The organism is Pseudoflavonifractor phocaeensis, assembly GCF_038439875.1.
Classification (GTDB): Bacteria; Bacillota; Clostridia; order Oscillospirales; family Oscillospiraceae; genus Vermiculatibacterium.
Genome location: NZ_JBCDMT010000005.1, coordinates 31,660 through 56,149, shown reverse-complemented (window position 1 = coordinate 56,149; position 24,490 = coordinate 31,660). Strand labels below are relative to the sequence as shown.

Sequence of the window (24,490 nt, the reverse complement as noted above, 5' to 3'; positions counted from 1 at the left end):
CGTCTGGGAGCGGGCCCGGGGAAAAGGGGTTCCATTTCCGAGTAAAAAAGTCTATAATGAAAAAAACTGTTTGAAGCGGGAGGCTCCCCATGGAAAAGCTGCTTTTCATTTACAATCCCCACGCCGGAAAAGGCCAGGTGCGCGGCAAGCTGGCCGGGATCCTGAACGCCTTTACCAGGGCGGGGTGCCTGGTCACTGCCTACCCCACTCAGGGCCCCGGAGACGCAGCCAAGGCGGCGGCCGCCATGGCGTTTCAGTATGACCGGGTGGCGGTCTGCGGCGGGGATGGGACCCTTCACGAGGTCATTGCCGGGCTCATGGAGCTGCCCGAGAGCTCCCGGCCCCCGGTGGGGTATCTTCCCGCCGGCACCACCAACGACTACGCCCGGAACCTGTCCCTCCCCAAGGGGATGGAGGATATGGCGGCGGTGGCCGCCGGGGGCGTGCCCCGGCCGGTGGATATCGGACGGCTGGACGACCAATACTTTATCTACGTGGCCGCCTTCGGGGCCTTTACCGACGTGGCCTACAATACGCCCCAGCAGTTCAAAAACATGTTCGGCCATCTGGCCTATGTGCTCAAGGGGGTGGCGGAGTTCGCCAACCTGAAGGGCTACCAGCTCCGGGTGGACCACGACGGCGGGGTGCTGGAGGGGGAATACCTCTACGGCATGGTGAGCAATACGGTCTCCGTGGGGGGGCTCATCGGCCTGCCCGCCGACGAGGTGGCCCTGGACGACGGCCTGCTGGAGGCGGTGCTGGTGCGGATGCCCAAAAACGCCATGGAGCTCCAGGCCGCCATCCACGGTCTGGCCCGGCAGGAGTACAGCCCGGAGAGCGGCATCGTGGGGCTCCACTCCTCCCGCTTCCAGATCACCTGTGCCGAGCCGGTGCCCTTCACGCTGGACGGGGAGTACGGCGGCGCCTACACCTCGGCGGACATCGGGGCGGTCTCCCGGCCGGTCACCATTGTCTACGGAGCGTAATCCATATGAGTTTTGATTATAGTGCCGGAATCTATGATGTGGCCGTCATCGGGGCGGGCCACGCGGGCATTGAGGCCGCCCTGGCCTGCGCCCGGCTGGGGCTTAGGACCCTGTGCTTTACCATCAATCTGGATGCGGTGGGCAACATGCCCTGCAACCCGGCCATCGGCGGCACCGGGAAGGGCCACCTGGTCCGGGAGATTGACGCCCTGGGGGGTGAGATGGCCAAGACCGCCGACCAGGCCTGCATCCAGTACCGGGTGCTGAACAAGGGCAAGGGCCCCGCCGTCTGGTCCCTCCGGGCCCAGGCCGACCGGCGGCGGTACCAGGAGATCATGAAGCACACTCTGGAGCGCCAGGAAAACCTGTGGGTGAAGCAGGGGGAGATCACCGATATCCTCACGGATGAAAGAGGGGCGGTCTCCGCCGTCCGCACTGACCACGGGGCGGTCTACGGGGTGCGGGCGGCCATCGTCTGCACCGGCACCTATCTGGCGGGGCGGACCATTGTGGGGGAGGTGACCCGGGAGAGCGGCCCCGACGGTATGGCCGCCGCCGGGGGGCTGTCCGGGTGCCTGCAAAGGCTGGGGGTGACCCTCCGCCGCTTCAAGACGGGGACGCCCCCCCGGGTGAACCGCCGGAGCGTGGACTTCTCCAAGATGGAACTCCAGCCGGGGGACGAGACCCCGGTACCCTTCTCCTTCTCCACTGCCGAACCCCCGGAAAACCAGGCGGTTTGCTGGTTGACCTACACCACGGAGGAGACCCACGCGGTCATCCGGGACAACCTGGACCGTTCCCCCCTCTTTTCCGGGGTCATCGAGGGGGTGGGGCCGAGGTACTGCCCCTCCATCGAGGACAAGGTGGTCCGCTTCGCCGACAAGCCCCGGCACCAGCTCTTCGTGGAGCCCATGGGCCTGAATACCGAGGAACTGTACATCCAGGGCTTCTCCTCCTCCCTCCCCGAGGAGGTACAGGTGAAGATGCTCCACACCATCCCCGGCCTGGAAAAGGCCGAGATGACCCGGTGCGCCTACGCCATCGAGTACGACTGCGTGGACCCTACCGAACTGCGCCCCACCCTGGAGCACAAAAAAGTCCCCGGCCTTTACGGGGCGGGGCAGTTCAACGGCTCCTCGGGCTACGAGGAGGCCGCCGCCCAGGGGCTAATGGCGGGCATCAACGCGTCCATGAAACTGCTGGGCCGGGAGAGCGTGGTGCTGGGCCGGGAGCAGGGCTATATCGGGGTGCTCATCGACGACCTGGTGACCAAGGGCACCAATGAGCCCTACCGCATGATGACCTCCCGGACGGAGTACCGACTTCTTCAGCGCCAGGACAACGCCGACCGGCGGCTGGCGGGGGTGGGCCACGGCGTGGGGCTGGTGAGCGACGAAGACTACCAAAAGGTGCTGGACAAGTACGCCGCCGTGGACGCCGAGATGGCCCGGCTGGAGAAGACCGGCACCCCCCAGGGGAAGCTGGCCGACCTGCTGCGGCGGCCGGAGAACACCTATGAGAGCCTGGCTCCCCTGGACCCCCACCGCCCCGACCTGCCCCGGGCGGTGACCGAGGCGGCGGAGATCGAGATCAAATACGCCGGGTACATCCGCCGCCAGGAGCGGCAGGTGGAGGAGATGCGCAAGCTGGAGCGGCGGCCCCTGTCTCCGGAGCTGGATTATGCCTCCATGCAGGGGCTGCGGCTGGAGGCCCGGCAGAAGCTGGCCCAGATCCGGCCGCTGAACCTGGGGCAGGCCAGCCGGGTGTCCGGGGTGAGCCCGGCGGATATCGCGGCGCTGATGGTGTATTTGGAGAAGGGGTAAGGGAAGGGGCTTCGGTTTTGCGGTTCCTGTGTGCACCTTGGAAGGTGCGGCCTTCTGGGGGATGTTTCTTTTCCCGAGGAAAAGAAACACCGCCCCAGCCCCCCAAAGAAAAGTCTTTGGTGCAGCCTTGCGCGCAGTTTCCCTTTTTAGTAGAAGGTCTACTGCTTATTGTCAGGAGGAAAAGCACGGGAGCGTCTGTGCGACCCGTGGTCCCTCTAGCGCCGCTCGGCCGCTGACGTGTGCTTGACAGAAGGGTGGTCCTTAGCCTTCCCCTGGGGGAAGGTAGTAGCCCGGAGGGCTGACGGATGAGGGGAACTGAGGAAACAAAGAAAGGCCCTGCTACACTGATAAGTTCCCCTCATCAGTCTGCTTCGCAGACAGCTTCCCCCAGGGGAAGCCTATTTTCTCCTACCTAGGCGCGCCAATGAGTTGCAACTGCTGGCGGTACAGTAGTACCCAGCGGCAGCGGCGCAAAGAGGAGCAGGAGTTGACAGATGTGGACGCCGGTTGATAGGAGCTACCAGTTATAGATTTAGTTTATCGCTTTTCTTTGGCCTCCACCGCAGCGTTCAGAAAACTTGCCGGTGGCAAGTTTTTAGCGTAGGCTGGCCGACTATGCCGGACAGGGCTCTGTTCTTGAGAACATAAACCGGGTTTGGGCCCCGCAGGGCGCAACCCCATGCCCCCCCTGAGGGCGGACAAGCCCAACCCAAGCGATGAAAGGAGCGCCCCTATGCCCAAGCCCAAGGTGGTGCTGGGCCTCTCCGGCGGAGTGGACTCCGCCGTGGCGGCCCGGCTCCTCAAAAAAGACTACGACGTGACCGCCCTCTATCTCTCCATCGGCCCCGAGGCCGCCGGGGAGCGGGACGCCGCCCGGGTGGCGGGGGAGCTGGACATCCCCTTCCGGGTGATGGACATTTCCGACGCCCTGGAGCGCCACGTGAAGGCCCCCTTCGCCGCCGACTACCTCTCGGGCCGCACCCCCCTGCCCTGTGCCCGCTGTAACCCCCTGGTGAAGTTCCCCGCCCTGGCTGCCCTGGCCGACGAGCTGGGGGCGGAGTACGTGGCCACCGGCCACTACGCCCGGAGGGGGACCTCCCCGGAGGGGCGGGCCCTCCTTTTGAAGGGCGCGCCCGCCAACGACCAGTCCTATATGCTCTCCCGGCTGCCCCAGGAGCTATTACGCAGAGTGATTTTCCCCCTGGGTGATTACGACAAGTCCGCCGTCCGCGGACTGGCACGGGAATTTGGTATCCCAGTGGCGGACAAGCCGGACTCCATGGAGATCTGCTTCATCCCCGACAACGACTACGCCGCCTGGCTGGAGCGCCGGGGGGGCACCCCGCCCGCCGGGGACTTTATCGGCCCCGACGGCGGGATTTTAGGCCGCCACGGCGGCGTCCACCGCTACACCCTGGGCCAGGGCCGGGGGCTGGGGGTGTCCGGCCCCCACCGGTACTACGTGTCCAAAATCGACCCGGAGGCCAACACTGTCACCCTCTCCGACGGCTCCGACTTGATGGCGGAGACGGTCTTCTGCGGGGAGCCAAACTGGATCGCTATTCCGGACCTCACCGGCCCCAGGGAGGTCACCGCCCGGTTCCGACACGCCAGGACTGAGACTCCCTGCACCATCTCCCCCCGGGACGGCGGGGTGCTGGTGGAGGCCCACGCCCCCGTCCGGGCCCCCACCCCCGGCCAGTTGGCGGCGTTTTACGACTGCGACACCGTGGTGGGGAGCGCGTGGATTATAAAATAAAAAAGCGCCCGGCCTGATGAAAAGGCCGGGCGCTTTGTATTACCCTTGCTGCTGCTGTATCTCTTTTTCCCGGCGGCTGAGGATGCGGGGGAAGCGCCAGAAGAAGATGATGCCGGTGGTGAGGGAGGCGCAGATGTCGGCCACCGGCTCGGCCAGCCACACGGCGAAGACCTTGTCGGCCAGGAACTGGGGCAGGATGAACACCAGGGGGATGAGGAGGATGATTTTTCTGAGGAGGGCCAGGAAGAGGGAGACCTTGGCCTCCCCCAGGGCCACGAAGGTCTGCTGGCAGGAGAACTGGACTCCCAGGGCGAAGAGCCCGGCGAAGTAGACGTGCATGGTCCGGTCGGCCACCTCCACCAGGGCGGGCTTGTCGTTGAAGATGGCGATGAAGATATTGGGGAAGAGCTGCACCAGGGCGAAGGCGGTGACCGAGTAGATGACCCCGCTGATGAAGAGGAGCCGGAAGGCCTTTTTCACCCGGTCCAGGTTGCCCGCGCCGTAGTTGAAGCCCACGATGGGCTGGGCCCCTTGGGCCAGGCCCATGAAGGGCATGGTGATGACCTGCATCACCGAAGAGGCGATGGTCATGGCTCCCACGTACACGTCCCCGCCGTAGGTCCGCAGGGAGGAGTTGAAGGAGATGTTCACCAGGCTCTCGGTGGACTGCATGATGAAGGGGGAGATGCCGATGGCCACCACCGGCAGCAGCACCGAGGGCTTGAGCCGCAGGTATTTGAGCCGCAGCTTGAGCTGGGTCTTCTTCCCCCGGAGGAAGAGGAGCACCCACAGGGCGGACACGGTCTGGGCAATAATGGTGGCCCAGGCGGCCCCCGCCACCCCCATGTCGAAGCCGAAGATAAAGATGGGGTCCAGCACGATGTTGCACACCGCCCCGATGACCACCGTCAGCATGGAGGTCATGGAGAAGCCCTGGGTGGTGATGAAGTTGTTGAGGCCCAGGGAGAGGAGGACGGACACCGTGCCCCAGAGGTAGACGGTGAGATAGCCGGTGGCGTAGCCGATGGTGTTCTCGCTGGCGCCGAAGAGGAAGAGGAGGGGCCGCTGGAAGGTCAGGAACACCGCCGTGGAGAGGACGGACATGAGGAGCAGGAGGGCGGTACAGCCCCCAAGGATGGCCTCGGCCCCGGCGATGTCTCCCTCGCCCATGCGGATGGCGGCCCGGGAGCCGCCGCCCATGCCGGCCAGGGCGGAGAGGGCGGAGATGAACATGATGATGGGGAAGGCCACCCCCAGGCCGGTGAGGGCCAGGTCCCCCACCCCCTCCATGTGGCCGATGTACATCCGGTCCACAATGTTGTAGAGGGCATTCACCAGCTGGGCGGTGACGGCCGGGACGGCCAGCTTCACCATCAGACGCCCCACCGGGGCTGTGCCAAGCGCGTTTTTGTCTTCCATGGTTAAATTTGTGCCTCCTCGCCTTCCAGGAAATAGGTGGCCTCCATGTCGGCCACCGACAGGGCGAAGGCCAGGGGGTATTTCTCCAAAGCCTGCCCCACCAGGCGGCTGTCCTCCCCGCCGGAGAAGCCCATGTGCCAGCGGATGGCCATGGCCTCCTCCCGCTTGAGCTTCATGAAGCCGGAGATGATGTAGACGGACTTTTCCCCGTGTCCGTAGGGGAGGGGGTCCTCATAGTAGAAGGTGGGCACCTTCTCCCAGGCGCCGGTGACCTCGTTCTTCACGTTCCGGGTGCCCGCCTTGTAGCAGCCGATCTTGCACAGGTCGTGGAGGAGGGCGGCGATGGCGGCGCTCTCGGGGGGCACCTCCAGCCCGTAGAGCTCCTGGACCCGCTCCCGGGCCAGGTAGTCGGTCAGGCAGTGGTAGACGTTGAGGCTGTGGTCGCACAGCCCACCCACGTAGGCCCCGTGGAACCGGGCCGAGGCGGGGCAGGTAAAGAAGTCCGATTTGTTCTCTAAGTAGTCCAGCAGGGCGTCGGCGCCCTCCCGGTGGATGAGCTCCTGGTAGAGCTCGATAAATTCTTCTTTTCCGCTCATGGTATTCTCCTTTTTGCAGTGATTTCATCAGGGGTCCGTTCCGCTGCCGGACCGGGGCAGGGGGGGTGCGGCCCATTGCGCAAACAGTTTCAAATATAACTGTTATTATATCATGCCGGAGGCAAAAAGGGAACCACTTTGCGGCCTTCACCCCCCACTTCTTTTCGCCATAGGATGGGCGGAAGGAGTGATACTATGGACCTTGTTTCCGCCCTCGCGGCGGGTATAATATTTGCTCTGGCCTGTAATCTGGACACAGTGCTGGTGGCGGTGGGCCAGGGCGCACGGGGAGACCGGCTGGGAGCCAAAGCGGCCCTTGTGGTGGCGGGGGTCACCACCGCCGTCACCTTCCTCTCCCTGGCCCTGGGGGCGGTGGGCGCCGCCCTCCTGCCCGAGGCGGTGGGGGAGCGGCTGGGGGGCCTGGCCCTTACGGCCATGGGCCTTTGGTACTTATTGGACGCCCTGCGGGGCAAGACCAACGCCCCGGCGGCGGACAGCAGAAGCTGGGTGGCCCTGGCCGCCGCCCTGGCGGTGAACAACGCCGGGGTGGGGGTGGCCGCCGGGATCACTGGGATGTCTCCCTTTTTGGCCTCCGGGTGCAATTTTTTCGTGACCCTGGCCGCCCTGGTGTGGGGGCGGAGGCTGGGCCGGAAGCTGGCGGGGTGGAGCGCCCTGGCCCTGCCCGTGTCGGGGGCCCTCCTGGTGGCCCTGGGGCTGTGGCAGCTTGTGTGAAGAGAAGAAAAAGGGTATAATAGCCCAAACGGCTATCATATGGGAGTTTACATCGATACCCCGGCGGCGCTCTGCGCCCGCGGCATCCTGCCCCCATTTCTGCGCCAAGACAAGGAGTAAGCCTATGTACGAGAGATTGATCCTCCCCAACGGAGTTCGGATCCTGACCGAACACGTCCCCGGTGTGCGGTCCGCAGCCCTGGGTGTCTGGGTGGGGGTGGGCTCCCGGCGGGAGACCAACGCCGACAGCGGCGCCGCCCATTTTATCGAGCATATGTCCTTCAAGGGCACCGCCCGCCGCTCGGCGGCGGTGCTGGCCGAGGAGATGGACGCCATCGGCGGGCAGATGAACGCCTACACCACCAAGGAGGACACGGTGTATTACGCCTGGGTGCTGGACACCCATTTGGCCCAGGCCGCCGACATCCTGTGCGACATGCTCTTCTGTTCCAAGTTCGACGAGGCCGACGTCCAGACCGAGCGGGGGGTCATCCTGGAGGAGATGGGGATGTACGCCGACAACCCGGAGGATCTGTGCGCCGAACGGCTGTCGGCGGCGGTGTTCAAGGGCTCCGCCCTGGCCCGGCCCATCCTGGGCCGGAAGTCCACCCTGGAGAAGATGACGGGGGAGGGGCTGCGGGCCTGGCAGAAGGCCCACTACGTGCCCTCGGAGCTGGTGGTGAGCCTGGCGGGGAGCTTTACGGACCGGGACGTGGAAGCCCTGGCCCAGCGGTTTGCCGGCCTGGAGGGGGAGCCCCTCCCCGGGCTGCGGCCCGCCGCCTATATCCCCGCCTTCACTGTGAAGAAAAAGGCCGCCGAGCAGAACCACCTGACCCTGGCCTTCCCCGGCCTGTCCCTGGGGGACCTTCGCCGGTTCACGCTCCAGCTCCTCTCCTCCGTCCTGGGAGGCGGCATGTCCTCCCGGCTGTGGCAGAAGGTGCGGGAGGAGAGCGGGCTTTGCTACTCGGTGTACTCCTACGGCGCGGGCCATGCCGACCTGGGCCTCTTCGCCATCTATACCGCCACCGGGGCGGACACCGAGGCCGAGGCCCTCAAAACCATCGCCCGGGAGACCCGGCGGTTCGCGGCGGAGGGGGTCACCCCCGCCGAGCTGGACCGGGCCCGGGAGCAGTCCAAGGCCAACGTGTTGATGGGGCTGGAGTCCACCCAGTCCCGGATGAGTGCCCTGGGCCGGGGGGAGCTGCTCACCGGGGAGGTCCTCTCCACCGAGGAGGTCATCGCCGCCTACGACGCCGTGACGGCGGAGGACGTGCGGGCCCTGGCGGCAGAGCTGCTGGACTTTGACCGGGTCTCCCTCTCCGCCGTGGGGCGGGTGGGGAGCGAGGAGCGGTACCGGGAACTGCTGAACGGATAAATAAGGGAGAGGGGGCCGCTTGGGCGGCCCCCTCTCTCTCCAGCTTGTCGCAAAACCTGTATTTTAGGGCTCCCTTTCGATCTGCGGCGGGGGAGCGCGAGGGGGCGGCAGCCCGCCTCGCATGGGATCAAATGCCCCGAAAAGCCTGCGTCAGCAGGCGTTCGGCGAGCGAAGCGAGGACTTTTCCGGGGCTTTGCCCCGGGAAAGTAACGGCATTGAGAAGGCTGTCGAAAAAGTCCAAAGGACTTTTCCGACAGCCTGAAGAGAGGGGGCCGCTTAAGCGGTCCCCTCTCTTATTTCAGCCCGAACTGCTCCAGCCGGAGCAAGATTTCCGTGTTGGTGAGCTTCCTGCCCATCCGCTCCCGGAACTCATAGCTCTTCTGCTTCCCGGCGTCCCGGAGGGCGGCCAGCTCTTGGGACAGCGCGCCCTGTCCGTCCCGGACGCTCTCGTAAAAGTCCTCGAACCGGCCCAGCCGCTCCAGGGCGGCGGGGAGGTCGGCGGCGGAATAGCCCGCTTCGGTCTTTTGGGTCAGACGGTCCATGAACTGCCTCCTTGTAGGGAACGGCGCTCCCCCGGTGGGGGAGCGCCGTTTGACGGATGAGATGGGAATCAGCCGCCCTTGGTGGCGGTGACGGCGGCGGAGGTGTCGATGGTCAGCACCCCGTCGGCCACGGTGGCGGCGGCGCCCAACAGGGCGTTGAGGCCCTCGGCGGTGACATAGTAGTTGCCGCTGTGGAGAAGGGCGGAGACCTCCACGGGGGCGCCGTCCACGGTGACGGAGAGGGTGACGGGGGCGGCCATGGGGACGGCCTCGGGCATGGCCAGGGCCTCGTCGGCGTAGACCTCGCCCTTGGTGATGACCACGCCGTCGCTCCACGCCACGTTGAAGGCCAGGCTGGTGCCCTTCAGGATGGTGGCCATATCACGCAGGCGGTAGTAGCTGGTGCCCGCCTCGTCCGTGCCGGCGGCGGCGGAGTAGATGCTGCCGCCCACGACGACGTTGTTGGCCTCGTTGAGGTTGATGCTCTTGGCGTAGGGGGCGGCCAGCTCGCCGGCGTTGATTTTCTCAATGTAGGCGGCCCGGGCGGGGTTGTCCAGCTGCAGGTCCACGCCGGTGATCTTCCAGTTGTTGTCCACCTCGGGAGCCACGGGGGAGTGCTCGGCGAAGTAGGCCACGATCATGTCCCGGATGGAGTTGGAGGACTCCCACTCCTTCTTGCCCTCGATGAGGCCGCCGGCCTTCAGGGCGGAGGAGTAGCGGTAGTTGTTCACCGCCAGGGTGAGGGTCTGGTCGTCCTTGAGGGGCTCGCCCTTGAACATCACGTTCTCGATGCGCTCACCCTTGGGCTTGGAGAGGTTGATCTCGTAGTCCACCCCGGCGAACATGTCGTAGAGGTAGCCGGGATACTCCGGGTCGAAGCTGATGTTGATGTCGCCGGGGACCCACTGGTTGTAGCACTCGGCGGACCACTCCATGTAGGCCTTCAGCTCCTTGCCGGTGACGGTGACCCGGTAGAGGGTGTTGTCGAACTTATAGATATCGAAGATGTTGCCGTAGTTGATGTTGCCCTCGGGCAGGTCGCTGGTGTCCTTGAAGAGGGCGGCGGCGGACACATCGGCCTGGGCGTTCTCCATCTGGATCTTATTGATGAGGTCCATGACGGCGGTGTCCCGCAGCTTGCCCTCGGGCAGGCCGCGGATCTCGTCCTCGGGCTGGAACTTGGCGGTGGTGACGCCCAGAGGCTCCCCCTGCTCGCCGTCCTCGCCGGTGCCGCCCTTGATGTAGTCGATGGTCTTCTGGTGGGACTCGGCCACCAGGGGGATGTCGCGGATGGCCTGGCTGGGGGCGGTGTTGGCCATGTCCACCACGTCCACGGTGGCGCTGACCACGTTGTTGTCGGCGTCCAGGGTCAGGTCGAAGCGGGCGATGTCACGGCCGCCGTTGCGCACGCCGCCGATGGGCACCGCGCCCTGCTTGTCCTTGACCACCACGTGGTTGTGGGCCACCTGGAGCACGTCGATCTCCGGGTTGTCGTCCAGGAGCTTCTGGGCGGAGTCGGAACCGTTGTCCTCGTCAAACTCGGCGTACATGCCCATGTGGGCGGAGACCACGATGACGTCGGCCTTATCGCCGATCTCGGCAATGGCCTTCTTCACGGCGGTGTTGGCGGCCTCGAAGGTGCAGCCCTCGATGCCCTCCTTGCCGCCGTCCCAGATGGGCACGTCGGGGGTCACGACGCCGATGACGGCCACCTTCACGCCGTCCTTCTCCACGATGGTCCAGCCCGCGCCGGTGACGAAGTCGCCCTTGGCGTTGCGGACGTTGGCGGCCAGCACGGGGAAGTCGGCCTGGCCCAGGATTTTGTTCATGGTCTCAATGCCCCAGTTGAACTCGTGGTTGCCCAGGGTCATGGCGTCATAGCCCATGAAGTTCATGGCGGCGATGACCGGGTGGGCCTCGTCGGGGGTCTTGTTGTAGATGTCGTCGGTCATGATGGTGCCCTGGATGTCGTCGCCGGCGTCAATGAGGATGGTGTTGGGGTTTTCCTCCCGGACCTGCTGGATGTAGGTGTACAGCCGGGACATGCCGTTGTTGGTGCTCTCCAGGTCGTCCTCGTAGGAGTAGCCCCAGATGTTGCCGTGCATGTCGGAGGTGCCCAGGATGGTGAGGTGCTTCTCGCCCTCTTCGGCGGCGAAGGCGGCGGGGAGGGTGCCGGCCAGCATGGTGACGGCCAGGGCGCCCGCCAGGAGTTTGCGGAGACGGTTTTTCATTGGTGTATCGCTCCTTTCTCGTGTACCCAAATCAGGTTGGGAAGATAAAATAAGTGTACACGGTTTGACGGTAAAAATCAATTCTCATTTGGTAAAATTCCGCCCATCAACACCTGCACCCCCGCCGCCGCCAGGAGGGCGAGGGGGGACGTGTCCGGCGACAGGGCCAGGGGCCACTCCTGGGGCTCCGCCGCCCGGCCGTCCAGGGTCACCAGCCCCCGCTGGAGGGCGGCCACGACTCCGTGGTCCGAGAGGCTGGAGAAGGTCAGGTCGTCCCGGGGGGCGGGGCCGTAGGTGACGGCGGCGTCACACCGCAGGACCCGCAGGAGGGGGGCGGCGGCGCCGGGGAGGAGGGCCGCGCGGCACGCCAGGTTCCCCGCCCCCGCCCAGCCCACCGCCCGGGGGGACACCGCCAGCAGGTCCAACGCCAGGCCGGAGAAGTCCGCCGGGTGGCTCCCCCGGACCACCCGGGCGGGGAGGGCCCAGCTCTCCCGGTTGGCCTCCACCAGGTCGGCAAGGCCGTCGTCCCGCTCCCAAATTCCGATCAAAGTCAAAAATACCCACCTCTTTTGGGTCAGCTTGCCCAAGGAGGTGGGTATTTTATGCGCGGAGAAAGGGCCTTCCCCTTGGGGGAAGGTGGCCCAGTCAGCAGACTGGGCCGGATGAGGGGAACCTTTCATCATGCTGCCACGTTCCCCTCATCAGCCCGCTGCGCGGACAGCTTCCCCCCAGGGGAAGCCTTTTAGGGCTTTTTCTTATACGGCGTGCCCGTCAGGGGCAGGCTGGTCTGGAACTCCCCGTTCCAGTTGTAGTAGGCCAGCTGCACCGCTGGGGGGGTGGGGATGGAGCAGATTTCCCCGATGCCCTTGGCCCCGCAGGCCAGCTCCGAGTGGCTCTTGCCCACGATGAGAGCGGTGACGTCCGGGGTCTTGTCCGCCCGGAAGAGCCCCAGGGAGGCGTAGACCGCCTTGGGGCGGCCGTTTTCCAGGGGGAAGTCCTCGGTGAGGGCGTAGCCCAGGCTCATCACCACGCCGCCCTCGATCTGGCCCTCCACGCTCACCGGGTTCACCGCCCGGCCCACGTCGTGGGCGGCCACCACCCGCTTGAGGGTGCCGTCCTCGTTGAGCTCCACCAGATGGGTGGCATAGCCGTAGGCGATGTGGCTGACGGGGTGCTCCCGGTCGGAGCCCAGCTTGTCGGTGATGCCGGTGTACTCCTGGTGGAAGTCCACCCCCTCCACGGCGTCCAGGGTACGGCCCTCCAGGGCCCACTTGAGTTCGGTGGCCGCCCTTCTGGTGGCCTCGCCGGTGAAGAGGGTCTGGCGGGAGGCGGTGGTGTTGCCCGAGTTGGGGGCGATGGAGGTGTCGGGGTCGTCCCACACCACTTGGGCGGGGGCGAGGCCCGTGGTCTCGCAGACGATTTGGCACAGGACGGTGCCCAGGCCCTGGCCGATGCAGGCGGCGGAGGTGCGGATGTGGACCACGCCCTTTTCAATGTGGAGGGTGCACCGGCCCGTGTCGGGGATGCCCACCCCCAGGCCGGAGTTCTTCATGGCGCAGGCGATGCCCGCCTTGGGGTTGGCCTCGTAATAGGGCCGCACCGCGTCCAGGGTCTCCACCAGGGCGGTGGACTCGTCGGCGATCTGGCCGTTGGGGAGGGTCTGGCCGGGGCGGATGGCGTTGCGGTAGCGGATCTCGAAGGGGGAGATGCCCACCAGCTCGGCCAGCTTGTTCAGGTTGCACTCGCTGGCGAAGACGCTCTGGGTCACGCCGAAGCCCCGGAAGGCCCCGCAGGGGGGATTGTTGGTGTAGTAGGCCTTGCCGTCGATGTCGATGTCCTGGTAATTGTAGGGCCCGGCGGCGTGGGTGCAGGCCCGCTGGAGGACGGGGCCGCCCAGGGAGGCGAAGGCCCCGGTGTCGGTGAGGAGGGTTGCCCTCATGGCGGTGATGTAGCCGTTCTCGTCGCAGCCGGTGGTGACCTCCATCTCGAAGCCGTGGCGCTTGGGGTGGCAGAGCATGGACTCCTTCCGGGTCATAAACATCTTCACGGGCCGCTGGGTCAGCAGGGCCAGCACGGCGGCGTGGTGCTGGACGGACATGTCCTCCTTGCCGCCGAAGCCGCCGCCCACCGCCTTAGCCACCACGCGGACCAGGTCGGGGTTGAGGCCGGTGGCGTCGGCGCACTCCCGCTTGGTCTGGTAGATGCCCTGGTCCCCCGACCAGATGACCACACCGTCGTTCTCCGGTGCGGCCACGGCGGTCTCCGGCTCCAGAAAGGCGTGCTCGGTGGGGGGCGTGTGGTATTTGGTGGTGACCACGTATTTGCTGGCCTTCAGCTTGCCCTCGGCGTCGCCGCGGACCAGGTGCTCGTGGGAGAGGAGGTTGCCCCCCTCCTGGATCTGGGGGGCGTCGGGGGCCATGGCCTCATAGACCGAGAGGACGGGGGTCAACACCTCGTAGTCGATTTTGACGAGGGCCCGGGCGGCGTCCAGGGCCTCCCGAGTCTCGGCGGCCACCAGGACGATGGGGTCGCCGCAGAAGTGGACCTCGCCCCCCACGGGCACCAGCACCCACTGGTCCCGCTTCAGGTGGCCCACCTTGAGCTCTCCGGGCAGGTCGGCGGCGGTGACCAGGCGTACCACGCCGGGGACCTTTTCCGCCTCAGTGAGGTCGATGGCCTTGACGATGGCCCTGGGGTAATCGGAGCGCACCGCCCCGCCGTAGAGCATCCCCTCCATGCGGATGTCGTCGGTGTACTCCGCCGCGCCGACGGCCTTGGCGGGGGCGTCCACCCGGGGGAGGTTCTCCCCCACGGCGCCGGTGAAGTCCTCGTGGGGGACGGGGGCATCCTCCCGGAAGAGCTTGCCCGCCAGCAGGATGGCGTCCACCACCTTCTTATAGCCGGTGCAGCGGCAGACGTTGTTGCGGATGGCCAGCTTGGCCTCCTGCCGGGTGGGGTCTGGGTTGGCGTCCAGCAGGGCCTTGGCGCTCATCACCATGCCGGGGGTGCAGAAGCCGCACTGGACCGCCCCGCAGTGGGTAAAGGCGTAGGCGTAGACGTCCTTCTCCCGGTCGGTCAGACCCTCGCAGGTCAGGACGTGCTTTCCCTCCAGCTGGGAGGTCTTCTGGACGCAGGACTTGGCCGCCTTGCCGTCGATGACCACGGTGCAGGTGCCGCAGCCGCCCTCGGAGCAGCCGTTCTTCACGGACGTGAGGTCCAGGTCCTCCCGCAGGAAGGTCATGAGCTTGACGTCCTTGTCCGTGGAGACGGTTTTGCCATTGACAGTAAAGGTGTACATATCTGTGCCCCTCCTTATGTTCGTGCCTCCAGTGTATCACCAAAAAACCCTGGCGGCAACAGCAAACGTATCGTCAAAATAGACAAAAATCTAAAAAACTTTTAGGTCATAGAAAAATTTTTCTGAAAACCCCTTGACTTGCGCCGTGGGGATGGTATGATAAGGCCAGAATCAAAGAACGAGCGGATATGGAGGGGTTTCATGGAGCAGATCAAATGGGTGGAAAACCACCTGCCGAAAAGCGAGGACAAAAACCTGGAGGTCATGTCCCTGGAAAACGTGGCCAAGGCCAGGGCGTTTCACCAGAGCTTTCCCCAGTACACGGTGACGCCGCTGGCGAAGCTGGACGGCATGGCCGGGGAGCTGGGCCTGGGCGGGCTCTACGTGAAGGACGAGAGCTACCGCTTCGGCCTCAACGCCTTCAAGGTGCTGGGCGGCTCCTTCGCCATGGCCCGGTACATCGCCCAGAAGACGGGCAAGGACGTGTCCGAGACCACCTATGATTACCTCACCAGCGACAAGCTGCGCCAGGAGTTCGGCCAGGCCACCTTCTTCACCGCCACCGACGGCAACCACGGCCGGGGCGTGGCCTGGGCGGCCAACAAGCTGGGCCAGAAGGCCGTGGTACATATGCCCAAGGGCAGCGTCAAGACCCGCTTCGACAACATCGCCAAGGAGGGCGCCGCCGTCACCATCGAGGAGCTCAACTACGACGACTGTGTGCGCCTCGCCGCCAAGGAGGCCGACGAGACCCCCAACGGCGTCATCGTCCAGGACACCGCCTGGGACGGCTACGAGGAAATTCCCGCCTGGATCATGCAGGGCTACGGCACTATGGCCGACGAGGCCAACGAGCAGCTGAACGCCGCCGGCGTGGCCCGGCCCACCCACGTGTTCATCCAGGCCGGCGTGGGGAGCCTGGCCGGGGCGGTCCAGGGCTACTTCGCCAACAAGTACCCCGACAACCCGCCCAAGGTGGTGGTGATGGAGGCCCGGGTGGCCGACTGCCTCTACCGGGGGGCCGAGGCCGCCGACGGGGCCATCCGGATGGTGGGGGGCGCCCTCCAGACCATCATGGCCGGTCTGGCCTGTGGCGAGCCCAACACCATCTCCTGGGATATCCTGAAAAACCACGTGTCCGTCTTCGCCTCCTGCCCCGACTGGGTGGCGGCCAAGGGCATGCGGATGCTCTCCGCCCCCGTGAAGGGGGACCCCCAGGTGGTCTCCGGCGAGTCCGGGGCCGTGGGGATGGGGGTCATCTCCACCATCATGACCGACCCGGCCTACGCCGAGCTGAAAGCGGCCCTGGGCCTGGACGAGAAGAGCCAGGTGCTCATGTTCTCCACCGAGGGGGACACCGACCCCGTGAATTACAAGAAAATCGTCTGGAACGGGGCCTATCCCAACGATTGAAAAAGGCTTCCCCTTGGGGTCGGCTGGCCGTTGGCGGCTCTGCCGCTTACGGACAGCTCATGCCCTGCGGGTAGAAGCTGGCAGCCGAAGGCTGACTGATGAGGGGAACGGCGGGAAAAGCACGACATTGTGTTAAACGGCAGGCTCCCCTCATCCGGCCCTGCGAGGCCACCTGAAGGTGAATTGCCCCGCAGGGGCAAGAGAGGCCACCCTGGGGTGTCCCCCAGGGGAAGGCTGAATGGAAACAACATATATTAAATGGAGGTTGACATAAATGGATTTCGAAGCCATCAAGAAGGCGGCCGCGGGCTATCAGGCCGACATGAACAAGTTCCTCAGGGACCTCATCGCCATCCCCGGCGAGAGCGCCGACGAGAAGGGCCACGTCATGCGCATCAAGGAAGAGATGGAGAAGGTGGGCTTTGACGAGGTGGTCATCGACGGCATGGGCAACGTCATGGGCTATATGGGTTCTGGCAAGACCCTCATCGCCTTCGACGGCCACATCGACACCGTGGGCATCGGCAACAAGAACAACTGGAAGTTCGACCCCTATGAGGGCTTCGAGGACGACACCCAGATTGGCGGCCGGGGCGGCTCCGACCAGCTGGGCGGCACCGTCTCCGCCGTCTACGGCGCCAAAATCATGAAGGATTTGGGCCTGCTGAACGACAAGTTCAAGATTCTGGTCGTCGGCTCCGTCCAGGAGGAGGACTGCGACGGCCTGTGCTGGCAGTACATTATCAACGAGGATAAAGTCCGTCCCGACTTCGTGGTCTCCTCCGAGCCCACCGACGGCGGCATCTACCGGGGCCAGCGGGGCCGCATGGAAATCCGCATCGACGTCAAGGGCGTCTCCTGCCACGGCTCCGCCCCTGAGCGGGGGGACAACGCCATCTACAAGATGGCCGACATCCTCCAGGACGTGCGGGCCCTTAACGAGAACCCCGCCGACGACCCCCACGTCAAGGGCCTGGCCAAGATGCTCCTCAAGGAGTTCAACCCCGAGTGGGAGGAGGCCAACTTCCTGGGCCGGGGCACCGTCACCACCTCCGAGATCTTCTTCACCTCCCCCAGCCGCTGCGCCGTGGCCGACAGCTGCGCCGTGTCCCTGGACCGCCGCATGACCGCCGGCGAGACTTGGCAGAGCTGCCTGAAGGAAATTGAGGACCTGCCCGCTGTCAAGAAGTACGCCGCCGACGTGAAGGTCTCCATGTACGAGTACGCCCGTCCCTCCTGGACCGGCCTCACCTACCCCATCGAGTGCTACTTCCCCACCTGGGTGCTGCCCAAGGACCACAAGGTTACCAAGGCCATGGAGAAGGCGTACACCAGCCTCTTCGGTGACGCCCGCATCGGCGCCCCCGAGACCCTGGCCATGCGCACCGCCCGCCCCCTCACCGACAAGTGGACCTTCTCCACCAACGGCGTGTCCATCATGGGCCGCAACGGCATCCCCGTCATCGGCTTCGGCCCCGGCGCGGAGGCCCAGGCCCACGCCCCCAACGAGGTGACCTACAAGCAGGACCTGGCCACCTGCGCCGCCGTCTACGCCGCTTTGCCCGGCTGCTACTGCGAGTAAACAGGGAACGGGCGGATGCTATCCGCCCCTACCGGTTCCACAAGCCGTATCCTCCATTGCGTAGGGGCGGATATTATCCGCCCGCCGCGCCCCCAAGGCCCACCCACCCACCCACAACAAAATAAAAAGGAGAACTGACCAATATGGATAAGACCCTTCAGATGTATATCGACAAGCTCAACAAGCTCAACTTCAAGGAAATGTACGAGGGCGACTTCTTCCTGACCTGGGATAAGACCGACGACGAGCTGGAGGCCGTCTTCACCGTAGCCGACGCCCTGCGCTACATGCGGGAGAACAACATCTCCACCAAGATTTTCGAGAGCGGCCTGGGCATCTCCCTCTTCCGGGACAACTCCACCCGTACCCGCTTCTCCTTCGCCTCCGCCTGCAACCTGCTGGGCCTGGAGGTCCAGGACCTGGACGAGGGCAAGAGCCAGATCGCCCACGGCGAGACCGTCCGGGAGACCGCCAACATGATCTCCTTCATGGCCGACGTCATCGGCATCCGGGACGACATGTACATCGGCAAGGGCCACACCTACCAGAAGGAGGTTGTGGAGGCCGTGTCCCAGGGCCACAAGGACGGCGTGCTGGAGCAGAAGCCCACCCTGGTGAACCTCCAGTGCGACATCGACCACCCCACCCAGTGCATGGCCGATATGCTCCACATCATCCACGAGTTCGGCGGCGTGGAGAACCTCAAGGGCAAGAAGGTGGCCATGACCTGGGCCTACTCCCCCAGCTACGGCAAGCCCCTCTCCGTGCCCCAGGGCGTCATCGGCCTGATGACCCGCTTCGGCATGGACGTGGTCCTGGCCCACCCCGAGGGCTACGAGGTCATGCCCGAGGTGGAGGAGGTCGCCAAGCAGAACGCCGCCAAGACAGGCGGCACCTTCACCCGCACCAACTCCATGGCCGAGGCCTTCAAGGACGCCGACATCGTGTATCCCAAGTCCTGGGCCCCCTTCGCCGCCATGGAGAAGCGCACCGACCTCTACGCCCAGGGCGACTCCGAGGGCATCAAGGCCCTGGAGAAGGAGCTGCTGGCCCAGAACGCCCAGCACAAGGACTGGTGCTGCACCGAGGAGCTGATGAAGACCACCCGGGACGGCAAGGCCCTCTACCTCCACTGCCTGCCCGCCGACATCAACGACGTCTCCTGCGTGGACGGCGAGGTGGAGGCCAGCGTCTTCGACCGCTACCGCACCCCCCTCTACAAGGAGGCCTCCTTCAAGCCCTACGTCATCGCCGCCATGATTTTCCTGGCCAAGTGCCAGGACCCCCAGGCCACCCTGAAGGCCCTGGAGGAGCGGGCCGAGAAGCGCCAGTTCTCCAAGTAATTTTGAACCCCTCACGGCCCGCCCTGGCCACCGCTGTTGGCGACGGGGCGGGCCGTGCCCGTTTTTGAGTAATAACAGGAGGTATTATCATACCATGGGTAAACGTATCGTAATTGCATTAGGCGGCAACGCCCTGGGAAACAACCTGCCCGAGCAGATGGTGGCCGTGAAGCAGACCGCCAAGGCCATCGCCGACCTCATCCAGGCGGGCAACCAGGTGGTCATCGCCCACGGCAACGGCCCCCAGGTGGGCATGATTCAGAAGGCTATGGCCGAGCTGACCCGCTCCGACCCGGACAAGTACATCCCCTGCCCCCTGTCCGTCTGTGTGGCCATGAGCCAGGGCTACATCGGCTACGACCTGCAGAACGGCCTGCGGGAGGAGCTGCTGGACCGGGGCATTAAGAAGGGGGTCTCCACCGTGCTGACCCAGGTGGAGGTGGACCCCGCCGACCCCGCCTTCCAGAACCCCACCAAGCCCATCGGCGCCTTCATGACCAAGGAAGAGGCCGACAAGCTGGTGGCGGAGCGGGGCTATGACGTCATCGAGGACTCCGGCCGGGGCTACCGCCGGGTGGTGGCCTCCCCCAAGCCCGTGTCCATTGTGGAAATCGAGTCCATCCGGGACATGGTGGACGCCGGATTGGTGGTCGTGGCCTGCGGCGGCGGCGGCATCCCCGTCTTCCAGACCGAGGGCCACCACCTCAAGGGCGCGGCGGCGGTCATCGACAAGGACTTCGCCTCCTGCACCCTGGCCCAGCAGTTGGACGCCGATATGCTCATCATCCTCACCGCCGTGGAAAAGGTGGCGGTGAACTTCGGCAAGCCCGACCAGAAGTGGCTGGACTCCCTCACCCCAGAGGAGGCCCGGAAGTATATGGGCGAGGGCCAGTTCGCCCCCGGCTCCATGCTTCCCAAGGTCCAGGCGGCGGTGGAGTTTGCCGAGAGCAAGCCCGGCCGCAGCGCTTTGATTACCCTCCTGGAAAAGGCCAAGGACGGCATCGAGGGCAAGACCGGCACCGTCATCCGTCAGTAAGCACAAAAAAGCAGAAGAAAGCCCGGAGCGCAATGCGCTCCGGGCTTTTCGCGGGCCTCGTAGGGGCGGATACCATCCGCCCGCCCCCGGCGGCCTTACGCCGCCAACTCCCGCAGGTCCTCCCGGGCCTCAGTCTCGTTGTCCGCCGAGAAGCAGAACCGCCCCGCGGCGTCGAAGACCTCCACGTGGCCCCGCACCCATCTTATCTCAAACTGTTCCGTCATTTGGACCTCACTCCTTTCTTACAATCACAGTGTACCAGAAGGAGTGTCCCATAAAACGGACTTTACTTGCCGCTGCGCAAAAAAGTGATATAATACAATTCGCTGAAACGGGTAGGAAAATCGGGAGTTGTAGAACAGACTTTAGGGAGACGTTGGAATGAAAAAACATTTGCTGCCGATTATTATGTTGGCAATTTTTGAAACAGTAGCGGTTACGCTTTGGCTGGCAATGGATAATTTGTTTTATCTGTTCAATTTTAGCTACATAGGAATTGCGATAGCGTTGGGTACGTTCTTGTTTCTCAAAAAATACAAGCACGCACGGCGGGTTACCCAGTTGCTTGTGGGAATTTATATACTAATTTACTTAGGGCTTATAAGCGGGGAGAATATGCAGATTGAAGGATTCTGGTACTATCTTTTCACTGGCGTATTTGAAGCTGCAACAATCCATTATGCTGTTGCCAAGATTTTTGGAGCATTGATTTTTGGGAGAGGATGGTGCGGGTATGCCTGCTGGACGGCGATGGTGCTTGATTTTCTTCCGTATAAGACTTCTAACACACCGAGAAAAAGGATTGAGTGGATTAGATATGTTGTATTTGTAATTTCCTTTTTATTTGTTGCGGCCTTATTTCTTGCTCATGTTGGCAATATTGAAAAGATTATGTTTTGGGCATTTATTGTAGGAAATATATTGTATTATGCTGTTGGAATTGCTCTTGCCTTTTTGTTTAAGGATAATCGTGCATTTTGTAAATACATATGTCCAATCACGGTGTTTCTGAAGCCTATGAGTTATTTTTCAATTTTTCGGATAAAATGTGACGAATCCAAATGTATTTCGTGTGGGAAATGCAAAAAAGTATGTCCTATGGATGTGAATGTTACGGATAATTCCAGAAAGCGAGAAAACGGCACGGAATGTATTCTCTGTTTTAAGTGTGTAAAAAATTGCCCAACGGGCGCACTATAAAATTCCAATTTGTCATTTGGCTTATCGAAAGCGAGATGCGGCGATGCGGCGTGGCGCGGAACGGGCCAATCACGATGCCCCGTGCGGTCACAGCAAAAAAGTACCCACCCCGTTCAAAACGGGGTGGGTGCTTTTTCAGAAAAATTAAAGGCGAGGCGGAAGGACATAGCCCTTCGTTCAGCACAGCTTAGCGCCGGCGGGGATGGCGTCGTCCACCATGATAAGGTTGAGCTTTTCCTCCCCGTTTTCGGTGTGGATGGCGGAGAGGAGCATCCCGCAGCTCTCCTGGCCCATCATCTTCCGGGGGGGCAGGTTCACGATGGCCACCAGGGTTTTGCCCACCAGGGCCTCCGGCTCGTAGAACTTGTGGATGCCGGACAAGATCTGCCGGTCGGTGCCGGTGCCGTCGTCCAGGGTGAACTTGAGAAGCTTTTCGCTCTTCTTCACCGCCTCGCAGGCCTTCACCTTCACCGCCCGGAAGTCGGACTTGCAGAAGGTGTCGAAGTCCACCTGCTCCTGGGCGAGGGGCTCCAGCTCCACCGCAGGCCCCTGGGCGGCATGGGCGGCCGCCTGGGCGGCGTCCAGCTCGGCCAGCTCCTTCTCCAGGTCGATGCGGGGGAAGAGGTTCTCCCCCTTGTGGACGGTGACGGTGGGGGATAGATGGCCCCAGCCCTTGGCGCTCTCCCAGCTGCGGCAGCCGTCGCAGGCGCCGATCTGGTCAAAAATCTTGGCGCAGGTGCCGGGGATGAAGGGGGTCAGCAGGACGGCGGACAGCCGCACGGCCTCCAGGAGGTTGTACATCACCCGGGCCAGCCGGGGGCCGTTGGCCTGCATATCCTTGGCCAGGGTCCAGGGGGCGTTCTCGTCGATATACTTGTTGGCCCGGCCGATGACCTGGAACACCGCCGCCAGGGCGTCCTGGAACTGGTAGCCCTCCATGGCGGCCTCGTAGCGGTCCCGGAGGCCCGAGGCCAGGGAGACGAGCTCGGCGTCCTTCTCCTCGTCCGCCGCCTGCTCCGCGGGGAGGGTGCCGCCGAAGTACTTCTCCGCCATGGCGGTGGTGCGGCTGACGAGGTTGCCCAGGTCGTTGGCAAGGTCCGTGTTGATGGTCTGGATGAGCAGCTCATTGCTGAAGTTGCCGTCGGAGCCGAAGGGGAAGGAGCGCAGCAGGAAGAACCGCAGGGCGTCCACCCCGTAGCGCTGCCCCAGCAGGTAGGGATCCACCACGTTGCCCTTGGACTTGGACATCTTGCCGCCGTCCAGCAGCAGCCAGCCGTGGCCGTAGACGTGCTTGGGGAGGGGCATGTCCATGCTCATGAGCATGGCGGGCCAGATAATGGAGTGGAACCGCACGATCTCCTTGCCCACGAAGTGGACGTCGGCGGGCCAGAACTGGTCGAAGTCGTGGTACTGGTCGTTCATGAAGCCCAGGGCGGTGCAGTAGTTGAAGAGGGCGTCGATCCACACGTAGACCACGTGGCCCGGGTCGAAGTCCACGGGCACGCCCCAGGTGAAGGAGGTGCGGGAGACGCACAGGTCCTCCAGTCCCGGGTCCAGGAAGTTGTGGACCATCTCGTTGACCCGGCTCCTGGGCTGGAGGAAGTCGGTGTTCTCCAGCAGGTCCCGGATGCGGTCGGCGTACTTGGAAAGCTTGAAGAAGTAGGCCTCCTCCTCGGCGTCCACCACGTCCCGGCCGCAGTCGGGGCACTTGCCGTCCACCAGCTGGGTCTCGGTCCAGAAGGACTCGCAGGGGGTGCAGTACTTGCCGGTGTACTTGCCCTTGTAGATGTCCCCGTTTTCGTACATCTTCTTGAAGATCTTCTGGATGGCCGCCACGTGGTAGCCGTCGGTGGTGCGGATGAAGCGGTCGTTGGAGATGTTCATCAGCTCCCACAGATCCTTCACGCCGCCGGGGCCGTCCACGATTTTGTCCACGAAGGCCTGGGGGGTGACCCCCGCCTCCTTGGCCTTCTCCTCGATCTTCTGGCCGTGCTCGTCGGTGCCGGTGAGGAACATGACCTCACAGCCCTGGAGCCGCTTATAGCGGGCCATGGTGTCGGTGGCCACGGTGCAGTAGGTGTGGCCGATGTGGAGCTTGTCCGAGGGGTAGTAGATGGGGGTGGTGATATAGAACTTTTCAGGCATGTTCGGGTTCCTCCGTTTCAGCCGGGAGTTCCCCGGCGGGATGTTCACTGAGCAGCAGGACGGCGTGGGCGGTGAGGAACACCACGGCGAAGCCGTAGCGCAGCAGGTCGGCCAGGGAGTGGCGGTCGGCCATGGTTACCATAGAGAAGAAAACCCCCAGCAGGGACAGCAGGATGGTCCGGCGGGGCTTTCCCGTCTGGAAGGAATATCCGGCAATAAAGTAGATGCCCAGAAGGCTGGAGATGATGGCGAAGACCTCGTAGACGTAGTCCAGAATGACGGGGTCGGCCGCCCGGCCCTGGTAGTCGGAGATGAGCCATACGCAGAAGAGGAGGCACAGCCCCAGAAGGGGCAGGCTCTCCTTGCCCCGGCCCTTGGCCCGGTACAGATTCCCGGCGATCATCAGCACGCACAAAAAGCCCAGTACGCACAGTCCGATGCGCAGGGGGGGCAGGGTCAGGGCCAGCCTGGAGCCGCTGGATTCGGCGGAAAGGGCGGCCTGATAGGTGATGGGGAAGGTGACGATTTCCGCTCCGGCGCTGGCCAGCAGCAGGAAGGCGGAGAGGACGGCGGCCGTGAGATAGAGGGAGTTCCCCTCGGCGGCGAAGGCCCTGTCGTAGGGCAGGCGCTCCTTGCAGTCCCGGCACAGGAAGAAGAGGGCGGCGGCGATGGCGGCCGACCAGACAGCCAACGTTATGGTGGCGGGCATCCCGGAAATGGGGAGGCCGGTGCCGGGCTCGAAGGCGGTGGCCAGCTCCCATTTGCGCAGGGCAAAGCCCACGGCGCCGCCCAGAAGGGCGATGGCGGGGAGGAGTTTGTTTTTCTGCATGGCTGACATCCTCTCTGGATGGGGATTTTATGATAATATCATAGTATACCATGGTTTTACTTGTTTGAAAAGGTTTTCCGCCTCGGGAGGTGGGAGGAAGCGTGGGGGGCTATTCTTTCTGGAAAGAATAGCCCCCCACACCCCCCAAGAAAGCATCAGGGGGAGAGAGTTCCGACTCTCT

At 64.1% G+C, this 24,490-nt stretch carries 19 protein-coding genes; 10 read left to right on the top strand and 9 right to left on the bottom strand.

All coding sequences use genetic code 11. From position 1 onward, the window contains the following. Nucleotides 1-89 precede the first annotated feature (89 nt). The 3 genes from AAEU42_RS09970 (at nt 90) to mnmA (ending at nt 4,568) form a co-directional block, all read left to right on the top strand. Nucleotides 90-986, top strand: coding sequence for a diacylglycerol/lipid kinase family protein (locus tag AAEU42_RS09970; protein WP_342233399.1), 897 nt, complete (start codon nt 90-92; stop codon nt 984-986). Nucleotides 987-991: 5 nt separating this feature from the next. Continuing rightward, complete coding sequence (gene mnmG / locus AAEU42_RS09965; RefSeq protein ID WP_342233398.1) at nt 992-2,809, top strand: tRNA uridine-5-carboxymethylaminomethyl(34) synthesis enzyme MnmG; 1,818 nt, start codon at nt 992-994, stop codon at nt 2,807-2,809. Nucleotides 2,810-3,542: 733 nt separating this feature from the next. After that, on the top strand, nt 3,543-4,568 hold the full coding sequence (gene mnmA / locus AAEU42_RS09960) for a tRNA 2-thiouridine(34) synthase MnmA (protein ID WP_342233397.1): 1,026 nt from the start codon (nt 3,543-3,545) through the stop codon (nt 4,566-4,568). 39 nt (nt 4,569-4,607) lie between these two features. Here the strand turns inward: mnmA and AAEU42_RS09955 are convergent, their stop codons facing one another. Both AAEU42_RS09955 and AAEU42_RS09950 read right to left on the bottom strand, forming a co-directional pair. Next, complete coding sequence (locus AAEU42_RS09955) at nt 4,608-5,987, bottom strand: MATE family efflux transporter (RefSeq protein WP_342233396.1); 1,380 nt, start codon at nt 5,985-5,987, stop codon at nt 4,608-4,610. A gap of 2 nt (nt 5,988-5,989) precedes the next feature. After that, nucleotides 5,990-6,583 carry an HD domain-containing protein gene (locus tag AAEU42_RS09950; RefSeq protein WP_342233395.1) on the bottom strand — a complete coding sequence of 198 codons (594 nt, stop codon included), beginning with the start codon at nt 6,581-6,583 and terminating at the stop codon, nt 5,990-5,992. A 195-nt stretch (nt 6,584-6,778) separates the two neighbouring features. On the opposite strand from AAEU42_RS09950, the gene AAEU42_RS09945 reads away from it, so the two are divergent. Further along, nucleotides 6,779-7,315, top strand: coding sequence for an MntP/YtaF family protein (locus AAEU42_RS09945; RefSeq protein ID WP_342233394.1), 537 nt, complete (start codon nt 6,779-6,781; stop codon nt 7,313-7,315). Between the two features lie 124 nt (nt 7,316-7,439). Then, nucleotides 7,440-8,690 (top strand): M16 family metallopeptidase, encoded by a 1,251-nt coding sequence (locus AAEU42_RS09940; RefSeq protein WP_342233393.1) that lies wholly within the window; start codon nt 7,440-7,442, stop codon nt 8,688-8,690. A 293-nt stretch (nt 8,691-8,983) separates the two neighbouring features. Here AAEU42_RS09940 and AAEU42_RS09935 read toward each other — a convergent pair whose 3' ends face one another. The 4 genes from AAEU42_RS09935 to xdh all read right to left on the bottom strand — a co-directional run bounded on the left by AAEU42_RS09935 (nt 8,984) and on the right by xdh (nt 14,761). After that, on the bottom strand, nt 8,984-9,232 hold the full coding sequence (locus AAEU42_RS09935) for a hypothetical protein (RefSeq protein ID WP_342233392.1): 249 nt from the start codon (nt 9,230-9,232) through the stop codon (nt 8,984-8,986). 68 nt (nt 9,233-9,300) lie between these two features. Further along, nucleotides 9,301-11,463, bottom strand: a complete 2,163-nt coding sequence (locus AAEU42_RS09930) for a bifunctional metallophosphatase/5'-nucleotidase (RefSeq protein ID WP_342233391.1) — start codon at nt 11,461-11,463, stop codon at nt 9,301-9,303. Between the two features lie 77 nt (nt 11,464-11,540). Then, complete coding sequence (locus tag AAEU42_RS09925; protein WP_342233390.1) at nt 11,541-12,017, bottom strand: hypothetical protein; 477 nt, start codon at nt 12,015-12,017, stop codon at nt 11,541-11,543. Nucleotides 12,018-12,205: 188 nt separating this feature from the next. After that, nucleotides 12,206-14,761 carry a selenium-dependent xanthine dehydrogenase gene (gene xdh / locus AAEU42_RS09920; RefSeq protein WP_342233389.1) on the bottom strand — a complete coding sequence of 852 codons (2,556 nt, stop codon included), beginning with the start codon at nt 14,759-14,761 and terminating at the stop codon, nt 12,206-12,208. Nucleotides 14,762-14,962: 201 nt separating this feature from the next. On the opposite strand from xdh, the gene dpaL reads away from it, so the two are divergent. From dpaL to arcC, 4 genes are all read left to right on the top strand, one after another. Continuing rightward, nucleotides 14,963-16,174, top strand: coding sequence for a diaminopropionate ammonia-lyase (gene dpaL / locus AAEU42_RS09915; RefSeq protein ID WP_342233388.1), 1,212 nt, complete (start codon nt 14,963-14,965; stop codon nt 16,172-16,174). A gap of 274 nt (nt 16,175-16,448) precedes the next feature. Next, nucleotides 16,449-17,756 (top strand): YgeY family selenium metabolism-linked hydrolase, encoded by a 1,308-nt coding sequence (locus AAEU42_RS09910; RefSeq protein ID WP_342233387.1) that lies wholly within the window; start codon nt 16,449-16,451, stop codon nt 17,754-17,756. Between the two features lie 143 nt (nt 17,757-17,899). Next, a complete protein-coding gene (ygeW, locus tag AAEU42_RS09905; protein WP_342233386.1) occupies nt 17,900-19,099 on the top strand; it encodes a knotted carbamoyltransferase YgeW in 1,200 nt (399 codons plus the stop codon). 94 nt (nt 19,100-19,193) lie between these two features. Then, nucleotides 19,194-20,135 carry a carbamate kinase gene (gene arcC, locus AAEU42_RS09900; RefSeq protein WP_342233385.1) on the top strand — a complete coding sequence of 314 codons (942 nt, stop codon included), beginning with the start codon at nt 19,194-19,196 and terminating at the stop codon, nt 20,133-20,135. A 95-nt stretch (nt 20,136-20,230) separates the two neighbouring features. On the opposite strand, the gene AAEU42_RS09895 is transcribed toward arcC, so the two are convergent. Continuing rightward, nucleotides 20,231-20,359, bottom strand: coding sequence for a hypothetical protein (locus tag AAEU42_RS09895; RefSeq protein ID WP_342233384.1), 129 nt, complete (start codon nt 20,357-20,359; stop codon nt 20,231-20,233). Between the two features lie 157 nt (nt 20,360-20,516). Here AAEU42_RS09895 and AAEU42_RS09890 point away from each other — a divergent pair, with 157 nt between their 5' ends. Next, nucleotides 20,517-21,335, top strand: coding sequence for a 4Fe-4S binding protein (locus AAEU42_RS09890; protein WP_342233383.1), 819 nt, complete (start codon nt 20,517-20,519; stop codon nt 21,333-21,335). Between the two features lie 177 nt (nt 21,336-21,512). Here AAEU42_RS09890 and metG read toward each other — a convergent pair whose 3' ends face one another. Both metG and AAEU42_RS09880 read right to left on the bottom strand, forming a co-directional pair. Beyond that, entirely contained in the window at nt 21,513-23,480 is a 1,968-nt protein-coding gene (metG, locus tag AAEU42_RS09885) for a methionine--tRNA ligase (protein ID WP_342233382.1), read from the bottom strand. Further along, on the bottom strand, nt 23,473-24,309 hold the full coding sequence (locus AAEU42_RS09880) for a hypothetical protein (RefSeq protein WP_342233381.1): 837 nt from the start codon (nt 24,307-24,309) through the stop codon (nt 23,473-23,475). Before AAEU42_RS09880 ends, metG begins: the two co-directional genes overlap by 8 nt. Nucleotides 24,310-24,490 lie beyond the last annotated feature (181 nt).